This is a genomic window from Shewanella sp. BF02_Schw (genome assembly GCF_014596695.2).
Taxonomy (GTDB): Bacteria; Pseudomonadota; Gammaproteobacteria; order Enterobacterales; family Shewanellaceae; genus Shewanella.
In genome coordinates, this window is the sequence record NZ_JABKAW020000010.1 from 37976 (window position 1) to 51776 (window position 13801).

14 protein-coding genes and 1 riboswitch are annotated in these 13801 nt (G+C 42.6%); of the genes, 12 read left to right on the forward strand and 2 right to left on the reverse strand.

The window, feature by feature from the left end:
- Nucleotides 1-62: 62 nt before the first annotated feature.
- From yqfB to HNW13_RS22590, 5 genes are all read left to right on the forward strand, one after another.
- Nucleotides 63-383, forward strand: a complete 321-nt coding sequence (gene yqfB / locus HNW13_RS22570; RefSeq protein WP_192116503.1) for a N(4)-acetylcytidine aminohydrolase — start codon at nucleotides 63-65, stop codon at nucleotides 381-383.
- A gap of 284 nt (nucleotides 384-667) precedes the next feature.
- Nucleotides 668-2005 (forward strand): coproporphyrinogen III oxidase family protein, encoded by a 1338-nt coding sequence (locus HNW13_RS22575; RefSeq protein ID WP_192116478.1) that lies wholly within the window; start codon nucleotides 668-670, stop codon nucleotides 2003-2005.
- A gap of 89 nt (nucleotides 2006-2094) precedes the next feature.
- A complete protein-coding gene (locus HNW13_RS22580) occupies nucleotides 2095-2940 on the forward strand; it encodes a PfkB family carbohydrate kinase (protein WP_192116479.1) in 846 nt (281 codons plus the stop codon).
- 293 nt (nucleotides 2941-3233) lie between these two features.
- Nucleotides 3234-3926 carry an MOSC domain-containing protein gene (locus HNW13_RS22585; protein WP_192116480.1) on the forward strand — a complete coding sequence of 231 codons (693 nt, stop codon included), beginning with the start codon at nucleotides 3234-3236 and terminating at the stop codon, nucleotides 3924-3926.
- 68 nt (nucleotides 3927-3994) lie between these two features.
- Nucleotides 3995-4342, forward strand: a complete 348-nt coding sequence (locus HNW13_RS22590) for a DUF4870 domain-containing protein (protein WP_192116504.1) — start codon at nucleotides 3995-3997, stop codon at nucleotides 4340-4342.
- A gap of 66 nt (nucleotides 4343-4408) precedes the next feature.
- Here the strand turns inward: HNW13_RS22590 and HNW13_RS22595 are convergent, their stop codons facing one another.
- The gene (locus HNW13_RS22595; protein WP_192116481.1) at nucleotides 4409-6319 is read right to left on the reverse strand and encodes a methyl-accepting chemotaxis protein; all 1911 of its coding nucleotides are present in this window, start codon (nucleotides 6317-6319) and stop codon (nucleotides 4409-4411) included.
- 218 nt (nucleotides 6320-6537) lie between these two features.
- Complete coding sequence (locus tag HNW13_RS22600; protein ID WP_101087430.1) at nucleotides 6538-8187, reverse strand: electron transfer flavoprotein-ubiquinone oxidoreductase; 1650 nt, start codon at nucleotides 8185-8187, stop codon at nucleotides 6538-6540.
- 236 nt (nucleotides 8188-8423) lie between these two features.
- Nucleotides 8424-8556, forward strand: a riboswitch (molybdenum cofactor riboswitch).
- Between HNW13_RS22600 and moaA the strand changes: the two genes are divergently transcribed.
- From moaA to HNW13_RS22635, 7 genes are all read left to right on the forward strand, one after another.
- Nucleotides 8544-9524 carry a GTP 3',8-cyclase MoaA gene (gene moaA / locus HNW13_RS22605; RefSeq protein WP_101087429.1) on the forward strand — a complete coding sequence of 327 codons (981 nt, stop codon included), beginning with the start codon at nucleotides 8544-8546 and terminating at the stop codon, nucleotides 9522-9524. (Overlaps the previous riboswitch by 13 nt.)
- An 87-nt stretch (nucleotides 9525-9611) precedes the next feature.
- Complete coding sequence (gene moaC, locus HNW13_RS22610) at nucleotides 9612-10088, forward strand: cyclic pyranopterin monophosphate synthase MoaC (protein WP_101087428.1); 477 nt, start codon at nucleotides 9612-9614, stop codon at nucleotides 10086-10088.
- Nucleotides 10089-10152: 64 nt separating this feature from the next.
- Nucleotides 10153-10401 carry a molybdopterin synthase sulfur carrier subunit gene (moaD, locus tag HNW13_RS22615; RefSeq protein ID WP_192116482.1) on the forward strand — a complete coding sequence of 83 codons (249 nt, stop codon included), beginning with the start codon at nucleotides 10153-10155 and terminating at the stop codon, nucleotides 10399-10401.
- 1 nt (nucleotide 10402) lies between these two features.
- The gene (moaE, locus tag HNW13_RS22620) at nucleotides 10403-10873 is read left to right on the forward strand and encodes a molybdopterin synthase catalytic subunit MoaE (protein ID WP_101087427.1); all 471 of its coding nucleotides are present in this window, start codon (nucleotides 10403-10405) and stop codon (nucleotides 10871-10873) included.
- A gap of 39 nt (nucleotides 10874-10912) precedes the next feature.
- On the forward strand, nucleotides 10913-11764 hold the full coding sequence (gene modA / locus HNW13_RS22625) for a molybdate ABC transporter substrate-binding protein (protein WP_192116483.1): 852 nt from the start codon (nucleotides 10913-10915) through the stop codon (nucleotides 11762-11764).
- Nucleotides 11764-12444 (forward strand): molybdate ABC transporter permease subunit, encoded by a 681-nt coding sequence (gene modB / locus HNW13_RS22630; RefSeq protein ID WP_101087425.1) that lies wholly within the window; start codon nucleotides 11764-11766, stop codon nucleotides 12442-12444. Before modA ends, modB begins: the two co-directional genes overlap by 1 nt.
- Nucleotides 12425-13546 carry an ABC transporter ATP-binding protein gene (locus HNW13_RS22635; RefSeq protein WP_101087424.1) on the forward strand — a complete coding sequence of 374 codons (1122 nt, stop codon included), beginning with the start codon at nucleotides 12425-12427 and terminating at the stop codon, nucleotides 13544-13546. The genes modB and HNW13_RS22635 overlap by 20 nt, the downstream gene beginning before the upstream one ends.
- The last annotated feature ends 255 nt before the right edge of the window (nucleotides 13547-13801 follow it).

The following is a 13801-nucleotide window of genomic DNA, read 5'->3' on the forward strand; positions in this document are numbered from 1 at the left end:
ATTTGAGCTTAACGAGTGTGCTCCTAGAGGGCACGTCATAGTGTGAATGAAGGTTACCAATGATGACAGCCCCCACACATATTACTTTTTTTGAGTTTTTAACGCCGTTAGTCGCATCAGGGCAGAAGACGATTACTATTCGTGATGCCAGCGAAAATGATTATCGGCCTGGCAGCCAGGTTGAAGTGTTTACGCTCGAAAACCATATTAAGGTGTGCGATATCATTATTTTGGCCGTTGAGCCATTAGCATTTGATGATATTAACGAGTTTCATGCTACTCAAGAAAGTTTGCCATTGGTTGAGTTAAAACAGCTGATACAAACTGTGTACCCTAATCAGCAAGCCCTGTTTATGATTTCATTTAAATTAGTTGATGCGTAATACTCGTGACTCTTTAATAAACGCGAGTTAATATTTCCAATGCTGTTTATTGTTGTTTTATTCCCGTGATAATCCTTTCATCATTGCTAAACAGCAATGTCTAAAACATGATCTGCTTAACAAATGAGCGATGATAACCGTGCTAGTTTGCATATCTATTAGCTACCTCACATTTTAGCCATCTCTAAAGTGATATTTTGTTTTTCTGCTTACGGTATGCGTGTTTTATTAGCGCGTGTTATTCAATGGTTTTGCTCTCAGGGCTCATTCAGTTAGGATTTTTTATGTCTTCAATAATTCAGTCAGCCAGCCAGGAGTTGATTAAACCTTATCAATCTAATATTACCGTCCCCAATTGGATGATTAGCTCTATGGAGCGGGTCATGCAGTATTATGTGGATAAAAATTTACGTTTAGACACTATTTCTACAGACCGCATGCCTAAGCCTGTTGAGGGTAAAAAGTACATGTTGTATGCGCACATTCCGTTTTGCCATACCTTGTGTTCGTTTTGTACTTTCCACCGTTTTTTATTCCGCGAAGATAAAGCACGCGAATACTTTGTCGCGCTGCGCAAAGAGATTCAAATGGCCAAAGATTTAGGCTATGAGTTTGAGTCAATGTACATTGGCGGTGGCACGACCACCGTGCTTGAAGATGAGTTAGCTCGTACCATCGAACATGCAAAAAATCTGTTTCCTGGCATTAAAGAAGTCTCTTGTGAGTCTGATCCGCAGCATTTGGCTAATCCTGAATTTAAGCAATTAAAAGGCCTAGTAGATAGAATGTCAATTGGGGTACAGAGCTTCGATGATGGCATTTTAAAAATGACCGACCGCTTAGATAAATTTGGCTCAGGTCAGCAAACTTTTGACAATATTATGGCGGCTAAAGAGCTATTTCCGATCATTAACGTGGATTTGATTTTTGGTTTTCGTGGCCAAACCAAGGAGATTATCCAGTCCGATCTGGATATGGCGTCTAAACTCGACCCGCGCCAAATTACCACTTATCCATTGATGATCACCCATCAAACTCGTAAGAGTGTTAAAGGTACGTTAGCTGCCCCTCAGGGCGAAATGATGGATCAGTATCGCCAAATTTTAAATACTTTAACCGGACAATATACCCAATTATCAGCTTGGGCGTTTGGTAAAACCAATGACGAAGGTTTTGATGAGTATGTTATTGATTATGATGAATACCTCGGTGTAGGTTCTGGCTCATTTAGCTTTTTAAATGACACGCTATATGTGAATACCTTTTCACTGAAAAAATACCAACAACGTATTGCTGAAGGTCGTATGGCGGTTGAGCAACAGAAAAAATACCAGCTAAAAGAAGTGATGCAATATCGCTTTTTGCTGGGTATGTTTTCGGGGCGTTTATCGCGTAAATATTTCCGTGACACTTTTTACGTTAATTTAGACACTGCGTTGTTTAAAGAAATGACCTCAATGAAAGCCATGGGAGCCATTAAAAATGACCCAGTTAATCCAGACGAATTAATCGTAACTGATAATGGCAAAATGTTGGGGTTATTGATGATGAAGGAGTTTTACTCCGGCATGGACAATGTGCGCGCCCAATTACGACAACCACTTGGCGCAACGGATATGTAATCTTGTTTAGATTAGCAAAGGCCGTGATTATCACGGCCTTTTTGTTATACTCAAGACTCTTTTTATCTACGCTTTTTTAGGTGAGTTGCATGGCCAATATTCTTTTGCTTGCCAATATCAATTGTGATCGCATTTTAATGCTTGATAAGCCCTTACAAACGGGTGGTCGATTTCATTATCAGGATGGTGGATTGCGTTTAGGTGGTGGCGGCGCAAACACGGGATTAGGTTTAGTGTGGGCTCAACATAATGTTTCACTAGTAAGTGAAGTCGGTAGTGATGACATAGGCGACTGGATTTTAGCTAAAGCCAGTACCTTAGGGCTTGATTGTCGTTTGGTACATCGTTTTGTTGGTAATACGTGTGAGATGTTACTGGTGATGACGCCTGATGGTGAACGAACCATTATTCGACCTCAGCGACCTGTTTTTGAACTTCCTGCGCCACCAGATTGGCAACATTGGGATGCTTTTTATATTAATTCATCGGCCAAAGGTGCTGGCGCTTGGGCGGCGGATGCGATGGCGTATAACCCTAACTGTAAAGTGATATCGCAATTAGCCAAGGATGAACGTAATCGTCCTTGTCATGTGTTGATCGCTTCAATTACCGATATGCAAGGTCGTTGCAATCAGGACCCATGGCGGTTTGCTCAGGCTATTGCTGGTGATGCATTGGAACACTTTATTGTGACAGATGGCGACCAAGGGGCGATGGTGTACAGTAATGCTGGAGAACAACATGTGCCAGCCGTTATTGCCAATGTGGTTGACACGACTGGTGCTGGCGATGCCTATGCCGCAGGCGTTATTCATGGTTTATGTCAGCAAATGTCTATTACTGATGCTATGCATGAAGGTGCGTTGTGGGCATCATTTGCGGTAGCCACTAAAAGCTCTATTCCTGGTAAGGCACTTAAGCAGTATCTAACCTAAGCCCAACACGGGTTAAGTTAAGGTTTGCAGGCGAACATTGTGCATTTGTTAAGTGTGTGCGGATAACTCAAATAATATTGCTTTGTCATTTTAGTGTCATTGTTGGCCTATATGATGAGCCCGTCTAAACAACTTTTATAGCGTCGAATGGTTCAGACCATTTTTAGCTATTATTTTTGCTATATTATCTCCCATTTTATTTATGGCCTTACTCTTCCCCAGTAAGGCTTTTTTTTGTCTGAAAATTGGGTATATTGGCACTCTATAATCATGCTTAAGCAAGGGTATGCTGGATGAGTAAGCTATTGGTAAAGAGTATTTCTGGGCTGTATTTAGGCGACCAAGTGCAAATGCATAACGGTGTTGCCAGTTGTATTAACCAAAAACATGCCGCTAAGCAGTTGACCGTGCAATTTGACCACGTAATAGGCAATCGTGAGGCCGACCCTAAACATCACGGCGGCCTCGATAGAGTGTTGCATCATTTTCCGCGTGAGCATTATGGCCAATATCGCCGCTGGGATTTAATGGCTACGTTTCGTGATACACCTTCAATGGGTGAAAATATCAGTACCGTTGGCCTTAATGAAGCACAGGTTAATATTGGTGACATCATCCAAATTGGTGATGTCACCTTGCAAGTTACACAACCTCGTTCACCGTGTTTCAAACTCAACCTACAGTTTGGTCATCCTAAATTTGCCTTAGCCATGCAAGAAAGTCGTATGTGCGGCTGGTTTTATCGAGTGTTGTCTGAAGGTGACATTCGTCCGAGTGACAGTATCTGTTTGCTAGAAAGAAAAACGGATATCAGTGTGGCTAAAGTGATGCAGATTTATTTTTTAGCTGAATTTGATGCAGAGCAATATCAGACATTGCTTGAGTGCGAAGGCTTAGCGCAAAGTTGGGTTAATTCATTGCAACGCCGGTTGGATCAGCAAAGTATAGAAGATTGGGCAATGCGCTTATATGGCAACGCCAGTTAATGTCTCCCGGTATGATAAGAACAATATGATAAAAACAACATGATAAGGAATATCAAATGAATGAACCTATGGTCGAAGTTAGCAAGCAAGCCAAAGATATGGGGTTATTGATCCATGCTGCCAGTTTTGCCGGTTATGTGTTTCCGCTAGGAAGTGTTTTAGGCCCTTTAATTGTCTGGTTAATGAAGCGTGATGAATTTGAGTTTGCCAATCAATGCGGCAAGAACTGTCTTAATTTTAAATTGAGCTTAATGATATATGCCATGGTGTCAGCAATATTAATTTTGATTGGCGTGGGAGTAATACTATTAGCAGCTCTAGCATTGCTTGATATTATTTGTACTATTATCGCTATTATTAAAGCCAACGATGGCATAGCTTACCAATATCCGCTCACTATCCGGTTTATTAAGTAACCCGAACTCGAAATAAAAACGCCACTCAAATGAGTGGCGTTTTTGTTAAAGCGATTTCTAAAGATATTACACTTTAAAGCGGGCTACTAAGACATCTAGTCGACTGGCTAACTGATTCAATGATTTACTCGCATTTGCAGCCGCGTGAGCGGTATCTGCTGTTCGTAGAGTGATATCGTTGATTTCAGTCACATTACGATTAATGTCTTCAACCACGGTAGATTGCTCTTCAGTGGCGGCAGCAACTTGAATGTTCATATCGCTAATTAGCGCAATACGTTCGCTAATACCACTTAACGACTGGCTTGCTTCATCGACAGCTGTAACACCTTCGAGTGAGCGGCTACGAGATTGCTCCATAGCATTAACTGCGCGACTGGTTTCTGATTGAAGCTTATCAATCATATTTTGCACTTGGTTAGTTGATGCTGCGGTGCGAGAAGCTAAGTTACGTACTTCATCTGCAACCACAGCAAAGCCTCGTCCAGCTTCTCCAGCGCGAGCGGCTTCAATGGCTGCGTTCAGTGCCAGTAAGTTGGTTTGCTCTGAAATGGCACGGATAACATCTAAAATACTGCCAATTGATTTAGTGTGTGTCGCTAGCGACTCAATCACTTCACCGACTTGTTCAACGTCTTTAGACAATTGATTGATAGTCGAACGCGCTCGAGTGACCACTTTTTGGCCATCAACGGATTCAGTATCAGCATCACGAGCGGTGACAGCGGCTTGAGCTGCATTGCTAGCAATTTCGTTAACCGTAGCGCCCATTTCGTTAATGGCAGTAACAACCATGATGGTACGGTCTTTTTGTAACTGACTATCAGCTAATGTTTGATTAGATTGGTTTGATACATCAAGTGCCGATAAACCTAGTTGTTCGCTGGTTTTGGCAACTTCGACTACAGTATCTTGGATTTTGCTGATGAAGCTATTAAAGCCTCGGGCAAGCTGGGCAATTTCGTCATCGCCATTAACGGGTAATCTTTGGCGTAAATCACCTTCGCCTTCACCAATGTTACGAAATAGCTCGGCAATATGTGCAATTGGACGGCTAACCGAACCCGCGACGGCAATTGAAATAGCAATAAATACCGCGGCGATGAGTACGGTCCATAATAATATCTGATAAGCCGACTCTTGTAGCAGGGCAAATACTTCTGCTTCAGGTACTTGAGCGACCAAGTACCAATCCATTGATTTAATGTAGCTACTGGCAATTAACATGTGCTGGCCATCTACTTCTGCTTTAACTAAGTTAAAGTCATTTTTGTTTAGTAGTTGGTTAGTATTGGCGTTAGGGTACAAGTTACTGAGTTTAGATTTACCCACTTTACGAGTGTCTTGGTGCAGTTTAACGTCGCCTTTGGCATCAACTAAATATACGAACCCAGTGTCTTCTATTTTAAATGAAGCCAATAAATTAACCATATCATCTAACGATTTTGCTAGACCAACAAGACCACGACCATTAGGTTGCTGATAGTTGATAAATAATTTTACTTCACCATTCGCTTCGGTGAACACATTCAGCATTCGCTCTTGTTTACTATTGCGATAGTCAAAAAACCAGCCGTCTTGCTCAGGGTTTAATACCCGTAAAAAACCGTCCTGTGTATAGTAAGCCGCGGTTTCACGGTCGGCGTAAGATGCTTGAGCTAAGTCGTATTGATCTTTTATATTATTAAGTTCTGCGATAACAAGGTTTTCTTGGTCTGCAGGGCGACCATTTTCAAGCCATCCAAGCAACATTCGGCTATTGGCTAGTTGCTCCGCCGCATTCATTAAACTACTTATTTCGAGGTCAACTTCATTGCGAATTTGCATGAGTAAACTTGGCATTTCCGAGTTTAGCATCCGCTGTTCAACAACTTGTTTTGCACTTCGTTGACTTAATAATCCGACTAAGATCGTGGATAGCAATACAGCAACCGTCACGGTCAGTAATATTTTTTGCTTAATGGTAAGTGTATTCATCTACAACAGCCTCTTGGGAGTATCTCTATGATATATCGGACACAATGGCAATAAATTGATAGTTATTTTGCTGCTAAGTTGATTCAGTCAGCAAAATAGCCTTTTGGTGTAGGTTGTTTTGATTTTATGTGGGTAATGATAGTCGATAAAACAAAAAAAACGCACCTATATTTAAGTGCGTTTTATTGACTGTGCCAATATTTTAACTATTGGTTCGCTTACATATTTGGATAGTTTGGCCCGCCGCCGCCTTCTGGTGTGACCCAGGTAATGTTTTGGCTTGGGTCTTTAATGTCACAAGTTTTACAGTGAATGCAATTTTGCCCATTAATGACAAACTTTTTGTCACCGGCTGCTTCAACAACTTCATAAACCCCGGCAGGACAGTAACGTTGCGCGGGTTCATCAAATTTAACTAAGTTAACCGATATTGGGATGCTTTGGTCTTTTAGATGTAAATGACACAGCTGATCTTCTTCATGAAAAGTATTCGACAGATATACCGACGATAACTTATCAAAACTCAACTTGCCGTCAGGTTTAGGATAGTCAATTTTATTGTAATCGCTAGCTAAGCCCATCGTGGCGTAATCTGGGGTCGTGTCTCTAAACGTCAGCGGAAACTTGCCACCAAACCAATTTTGGTCGATATAGTTAAAGGCGCCACCGATTAGCGTGCCAAACTTATGCATTGCAGGACCAAAGTTGCGCGAGCTATAAAGCTCTTCATGTAGCCAGCTTTTTTCGAAGCGGTCTTGGAAGCAGTCGAGATCTTTGCCGCCTTCAAGCCCGGCAATTAAGCCTTCGCCTAAGGTTTTTGCCGCGATGATACCGCTTTTAATTGCCGTATGCGTGCCTTTGATTTTGGCAAAGTTAAGCGTACCCGCATTACAGCCAATGATTAAACCACCAGGAAAACTCATTTTAGGTAATGAATTTAAGCCGCCTTTGGCAAGGGCGCGAGCACCATAGGATAAGCGCTCACCGCCAGTTAATGTTTCGGCAATCACTGGGTGTGTTTTATAGCGTTGAAACTCATCAAATGGACTGAGATGAGGGTTTTTATAGTTTAAATCAATAATTAACCCTACAGCAACTTGGTTGTCTTCCATGTGGTACAGGAATCCACCACCAGATGAGCCATCCACGAGAGGCCAGCCACCGGTATGAACCACTTTACCCTGTTGATGTTGCTCTGCAGGGATTTTCCAAATTTCTTTAAAGCCTAAGCCATAATGCTGTGGCGTTTTACCATTGTCTAAATGGTATTTTTGGATCAGTTGTTTACCTAAATGGCCACGGCAGCCTTCTGAAAATACGGTGTATTTGGCATGCAATTCCATACCCGGCATATAGCTGTCTTTATGTTGACCATTTTCGCCAACACCCATATCACCGATTAAAATGCCTTTAACGCTGTTATCTTCATTAAACAGTAATTCACTGGCTGCAAAACCTGGGAAAATCTCTACGCCCATGGCTTCAGCTCGGTTGGCTAACCAGCGAGCTAAGTTACCCACACTAATAATGTAGTTACCATCATTGTGCATTGTTTTAGGCACTAAGCTGTTGGGCATTAAGCGAGATTTTGTCTCTGAGTTTAGCAGGTAGATTTCGTCATGAGTGACTTTGGTGGTTAGCGGGATGTCTGAATCACGCCAATCATTAAATAATTCGTCCAGTACATCGGGTTCAAATACGGCACCCGATAAAATATGAGCACCAACCTCAGAGCCTTTTTCTACCACGCAAACAGTGATTTCTTTATCGGCATCTTTAGATATTTGCATTAAACGACAAGCGGTCGCCAAACCTGCAGGGCCAGCACCGACAATTACTACGTCGAACTCCATTGACTCGCGTTCCATCTTCTCACCTTTCAAAGTTTCCCGTTCATTGCGGGTTTATTGTTTTTTATAACGATTAAAATAAGTAAACGATCGTTTATCCTTTACTCACCTTACCGCAAAATGAACGTTTGTCACAGTGGCAAACTCAATCTTGTTAGCGTGAGTCGAGTCACAAATAGATAACGATATAGTCTTTCAAGCTAAGATATTCACCTAAAGGGGTATTTGTAAAACGGTATTTAGGCCTATAATTGGATCTGACGGTTCTCCGAGCTTTTTGCCCTACGTCAATGATATGGGCAGTTAGCCGTGGTAATTTTGCCACCGGGGTGAGTAAAGAAATGCACTCACCTCCCACACTTGGAAAGGTTAACATGTCCCAACTACAAGACAGCTTTGGTCGACGATTTCACTATTTGCGGATGTCAGTTACTGATGTTTGCAATTTCAAATGCACTTATTGTTTACCCGACGGTTATCGTCCGGATGGTAAACCTACCTTCTTAACCCTCAACGAGATTGAAAATCTGGTTGCCGGTTTCGGTGAGGTAGGCACACAAAAAGTTCGTATCACTGGTGGCGAGCCCACTCTACGCAAGGATTTCACAGATATTGTGCGGATCGTTGCCGACAATCCCAATATTAATACCGTAGCGATGACCACCAATGGGTACCGTTTACAGCAACATGCCAAAGAATGGTATGACGCAGGTTTACGGCGCATTAATGTGTCTGTTGATAGCTTAGATCCTAAAATGTTTTATCAAATTACTGGCGAAAATAAGTTCGACCAAGTAATGCGCGGTATTGACGCGGCTCTTGAAGCGGGTTTTGAGCGAGTTAAAGTCAATGCCGTATTATTGAAAGGCTTAAACGACAAAGATTTACCGCGTTTTTTACAGTGGATTAAAAACACGCCTATTGATTTACGTTTTATTGAATTAATGGAAACCGGTTTAGGTCACGACTACTTCAATGCGCATCATTTGGCGGGTGTAGACATTAAAAAACAACTTGAGCGAGAAGGCTGGTTATATGACTTGCCAAGTGTTGATGATGGTCCTGCGCAAAACTTCAGCCATGCAGATTATCAAGGTCGTATTGGATTAATTATGCCTTACGCCAAGAATTTCTGTGCCAGCTGTAACCGCTTACGAGTTTCTGCAAAGGGTAAATTACATTTATGTTTGTTTACTGAAAATGGCGTCGATTTACGCGATTTAATACAAAACCCTTCGCAGCGAGATGAATTAATTAGCCGCTTACACGGTCAATTAGCGCAGAAAAAAGAAACCCACTTTTTACATCAAGGCATTACAGGTGTGACTCAACACCTTGCTTCTATTGGTGGGTAAGCCGTTATTGAGTTAAACCGACTGACGCGGCAATACATGTGGCGCTCAGTCGATGGACATTGAATTTGATTAAGGCAGTAAAAAAGTATGAGCAATTGTTTTACCCATATTAACGCCGATGGCAATGCCCATATGGTCGATGTGACTGAAAAAGCCGTCACTGAGCGCGAAGCCCGCGCTGAAGCTTTTATTGATATGGCACCAGATACCTTAGCCATGATCATGAATGGCAGCCATCACAAAGGTGATGTATTTGCTACCGCACGTATTGCCGGTATTCAAGCGGCTAAGAAAACATCTGATTTGATCCCATTATGTCATCCTTTGATGCTGACTAAGGTGGAGGTGGAGCTTGAAGCTCAGCCTGAGCATAACCGTGTGCGCATTACCAGTTTGTGCAAGTTGTCGGGTAAAACCGGTGTTGAAATGGAAGCGCTAACCGCAGCTTCTGTGGCAGCCTTAACCATTTACGACATGTGTAAAGCCGTACAAAAAGACATGATTATTTCTCAAGTTCGTTTGCTTGAAAAACGCGGCGGGAAATCGGGTCATTTTAAAGTCTAATTCGGCCATTACGAACTAACATAAACCCAATATTTGTTATGAATAAATGCATTGAGAGACCACTATGATCCAAGTGTTATTTTTTGCGCAAATCCGTGAGTTATTAGGCACCGCTAAAGTTGAACACAGTGGCTATAATATTGATACTGCAGAAGCATTACGTGCAGCGCTTGCCGCTACTGATGATAAATGGGCCAAAGTGTTGGCATCAGACAAATTGCTGGTGGCGATTAATCAAACCATGAGTCAGTGGGATTCACCGGTAAATGATGGCGATGAAGTGGCCTTTTTCCCTCCAGTCACAGGGGGGTAACATGGAACATCATAGCAACCAAATTGTTGTACGAGTCCATACGGAAGACTTTAGTGTCGCTGATGAATACGCCTTACTTGCCTGTGATAATCAGGACGGTGCCGTGGTTAATTTTGTTGGCAAAGTACGAGACTTTAATGATGGCAGCGCTGTAACTGACTTAACCCTCGAACATTATCCTGGTATGACTGAATCAGTATTACTGCAGATTAGCCAACAGGCTTGTGAACGTTGGCCTTTAAATAAAGTGACGATTATTCATCGAGTGGGTACGTTGTCGCTTGGTGAGCAAATTGTGTTTATTGGTGTGACTAGCGCTCATCGTAAAGCGGCTTTTGCGGCATGTGAGTTTTTAATCGATTTTTTAAAAACGAAAGCGCCTTTTTGGAAGCTTGAAGCAGGTGATACTGGCGCTAAGTGGGTTGAAGCGCGTGATAGCGATCAGCAAGCAGCCAAAATGTGGCAAAAGTAATCGTCTATATGGCTCGTACATAGCAAGGATAAACCCTCAATGTCTTTCATTAACGCCAACATTACTCAGCGTGCATACTCATATCTGCCCCGATTCCGGGCTGGCGCTATCGCATTATTCTTTGCCATTGTTAGTACTGTAGGGTTTAGTTCTTTAAGTGTCGCGAGTGATGCTCCTGCCATTGCTGCGGCTGCCAACATAAAATTTGCAGTAGATGAGATAGCGATACGTTTTCAGCAGCAAACCGGTTTGGCTCTGCGGATCAGTTATGGTTCTTCGGGTAATTTTGTCACCCAAATTCAGCATGGTGCACCATTTGAGATGATGCTCAGTGCCGATGAAGATTATATTGAGCGGTTACATCAAGCCGGCTTTACCCAAAATGATGGCGTTGTTTATGCCATCGGTCGGCTTGCTCTTGCTGCACCTAAGACGTCGTCGTTAATTTTAGATCCTGAGTTAGTTGGGTTAGCGCAATTAATCGCCGATGGAAAGGTGTCTCGTTTTGCAATAGCAAATCCTGATCATGCTCCCTATGGTGAACGTGCGCGTGAAGTCCTTAAAGCGAAAGGTTTGTGGGACGCACTGCAACCTAAACTGATTTTAGGTGAAAATGCTTCACAAGCTGCCCAATTTACCATTAGTGGATCGACTCAAGGTGGTATTGTGCCGTTATCATTGGTGCTATCTCCTGAATTTACCAAGCGTGGTAACTATGTGGTTATCCCTGATTCGCTATATCAACCGCTTAATCAACGGATGGCATTAATGCCTAATGCATCTGAAACTGCGGAGCGATTTTATCAATACATGCAATCAACAGATGCACAGGAAGTATTAACTCAATTTGGGTTTAATTTACCCAAACCTGCTGTAAAGAAGGCTGATTAATGGATTGGCAAGCTCTGTGGCTGTCGGTCAAACTGAGTTGTTTTACCGTAGTATTGTTAATTCCGTTGGCGATTATTGTCGGGCGGGCGTTGGCATATCGCCAATTTAAAGGTAAATCATGGCTTGAAGCTTTGATCATGGTGCCGTTAGTGTTACCGCCAACAGTCATTGGTTATTACCTGCTAGTAGGGTTAGGTAATCAGAGCATGATTGGTCAATGGGTTGAGCAGTTAACCGGCCAACAATTGGTGTTTCATTTCTCAGGATTGGTAATCGCTTCCATTATCGTCAATATTCCCTTTGCGGTTCAGCCTATTCAACGTGCTTTTGAAACCATTCCTATCGATATTCGTGATGCCGCAGCTTGCTGTGGCATGAGTCGATTACGGATATTTTTTCGAATAGAATTACCTATGATATGGCCTGGTGTATTAACGGCCGTTGTACTGTGTTTTTCCCATGTATTGGGCGAATTTGGTGTGGTGTTGATGTTGGGCGGTAACATTGCCGGTGAAACCAAAACCATCTCAATAGCGATTTATGATAGTGTGCAGGCATTCGATTTCGATTCTGCAGGAATGATGTCTTTGGTATTATTGTTGTTTGCGGTGAGTGCGTTAGCGCTCACTACAAGTATGTCGAAGCGCTTAGGAGGGCATCGTGGTGCCTCACAACGCTGACCTTATATGTGATATTTCACAAACATTGCCCATTCCATTGGAAGCTCACTTCAGTTGTCGGGCTGGTGAAGTGCTAGCCGTGGTTGGCCCTTCTGGTGGCGGTAAAACCACCTTACTGAGAATGATTGCCGGTTTGAGTCTACCTCAACGGGGCCACATTCATTGTGGTGATAGATTATGGTTTGATGCAGAGCAGTCTATTTCGTTAACTCCCCAGCAGCGACACATCGGTTATATGCCACAGCATTTTGGTCTGTTCCCACATTTATCTGCACTCGACAATGTTATTTCTGGGCTCGATCATGTGCCGAAAGAATTACGAAAGCAACGAGCATTAGATTGGCTAGAACGTGTCAATTTACATGGGTTGCCTGATCGCTTACCCGCACAATTGTCTGGTGGACAACGTCAACGAGTTGCGCTTGCCCGTGCTCTCGCGCGTGAGCCGGCTATCCTACTGTTAGATGAACCCTTTTCTGCGGTAGACCGAGAAACCCGCGAACGCTTGTATATTGAGTTAGCTCGCTTAAAGCAGCAATTGTCTATTCCCGTGGTCATGGTAACGCATGACATCCATGAGGCATTGTTACTGGCCGATAAGATGATACTGATTAGTCAGGGGCAAATGCTGCAACAAGGCAAACCATTTGAGGTACTATCTCATCCTAATAACGAAGCGGTTGCACGGCAAATGGGCTTGAGGAATATTTTTGACGGTCAAGTCGTATCGCAAGATATTGAACGTAATATGACCCAATTTACACTAGGTGATGAATTGATTGTCAGCGACAGTGCACCAACATTAACTGTCGGCCAATCTATCCGTTGGGTTATTCCAAATCAAGGTATTCGCTTTAACGCCATCAGCAGCGGTCGTCTGTGTAAAAGCTTAAATAAATTAGAAGTACTAATTGAATCTGTGTTGGTGATGGGTGAATCATCACGAGTGATAGCGTCAGTTGTAGGCATTGGATCCATTATCAATGCAGACGTGCCGACACATTTAGTGCATAAGTTAGCCTTAGCGCCAGGGGTGCAAACGACTATTGCGCTTAAGTCCGATCAAATTCATATTTTAAGTGCACAGTCTGAACTCGGATAACCAAGGTTAAATAATCATTTTTACTGCTCAGAATGTCAGATTTCTGATAATAAACTGGTGATTGATGTTTGAATCAGACCATTTAGCGACCTAAATAGCGCATTTGATATAAAACCTTCCCATTTGTGCTGATTTGTATAGGTTTACCCGCTCTCACATTTCTAAAAAATGTTGTGTCATGACAGCCCATCTAACTGAAAAATGGTATTTATGATCAATTATTAATCTTAGATTTCTTGGGACTTTGGCTGCTCT

Coding starts and splice junctions, on each gene's coding strand:
- HNW13_RS22580 (WP_192116479.1), top strand. CDS start 2,095: ATGGCCAATATTCTTTTGCTTGCCAATATCAATTGTGATCGCATTTTA.
- HNW13_RS22595 (WP_192116481.1), bottom strand. CDS start 6,319: ATGAATACACTTACCATTAAGCAAAAAATATTACTGACCGTGACGGTT.
- modB (WP_101087425.1), top strand. CDS start 11,764: ATGGATTGGCAAGCTCTGTGGCTGTCGGTCAAACTGAGTTGTTTTACC.
- moaD (WP_192116482.1), top strand. CDS start 10,153: ATGATCCAAGTGTTATTTTTTGCGCAAATCCGTGAGTTATTAGGCACC.
- HNW13_RS22590 (WP_192116504.1), top strand. CDS start 3,995: ATGGTCGAAGTTAGCAAGCAAGCCAAAGATATGGGGTTATTGATCCAT.
- moaC (WP_101087428.1), top strand. CDS start 9,612: ATGAGCAATTGTTTTACCCATATTAACGCCGATGGCAATGCCCATATG.
- HNW13_RS22600 (WP_101087430.1), bottom strand. CDS start 8,187: ATGGAACGCGAGTCAATGGAGTTCGACGTAGTAATTGTCGGTGCTGGC.
- HNW13_RS22575 (WP_192116478.1), top strand. CDS start 668: ATGTCTTCAATAATTCAGTCAGCCAGCCAGGAGTTGATTAAACCTTAT.
- moaE (WP_101087427.1), top strand. CDS start 10,403: ATGGAACATCATAGCAACCAAATTGTTGTACGAGTCCATACGGAAGAC.
- yqfB (WP_192116503.1), top strand. CDS start 63: ATGACAGCCCCCACACATATTACTTTTTTTGAGTTTTTAACGCCGTTA.
- modA (WP_192116483.1), top strand. CDS start 10,913: ATGTCTTTCATTAACGCCAACATTACTCAGCGTGCATACTCATATCTG.
- moaA (WP_101087429.1), top strand. CDS start 8,544: ATGTCCCAACTACAAGACAGCTTTGGTCGACGATTTCACTATTTGCGG.
- HNW13_RS22585 (WP_192116480.1), top strand. CDS start 3,234: ATGAGTAAGCTATTGGTAAAGAGTATTTCTGGGCTGTATTTAGGCGAC.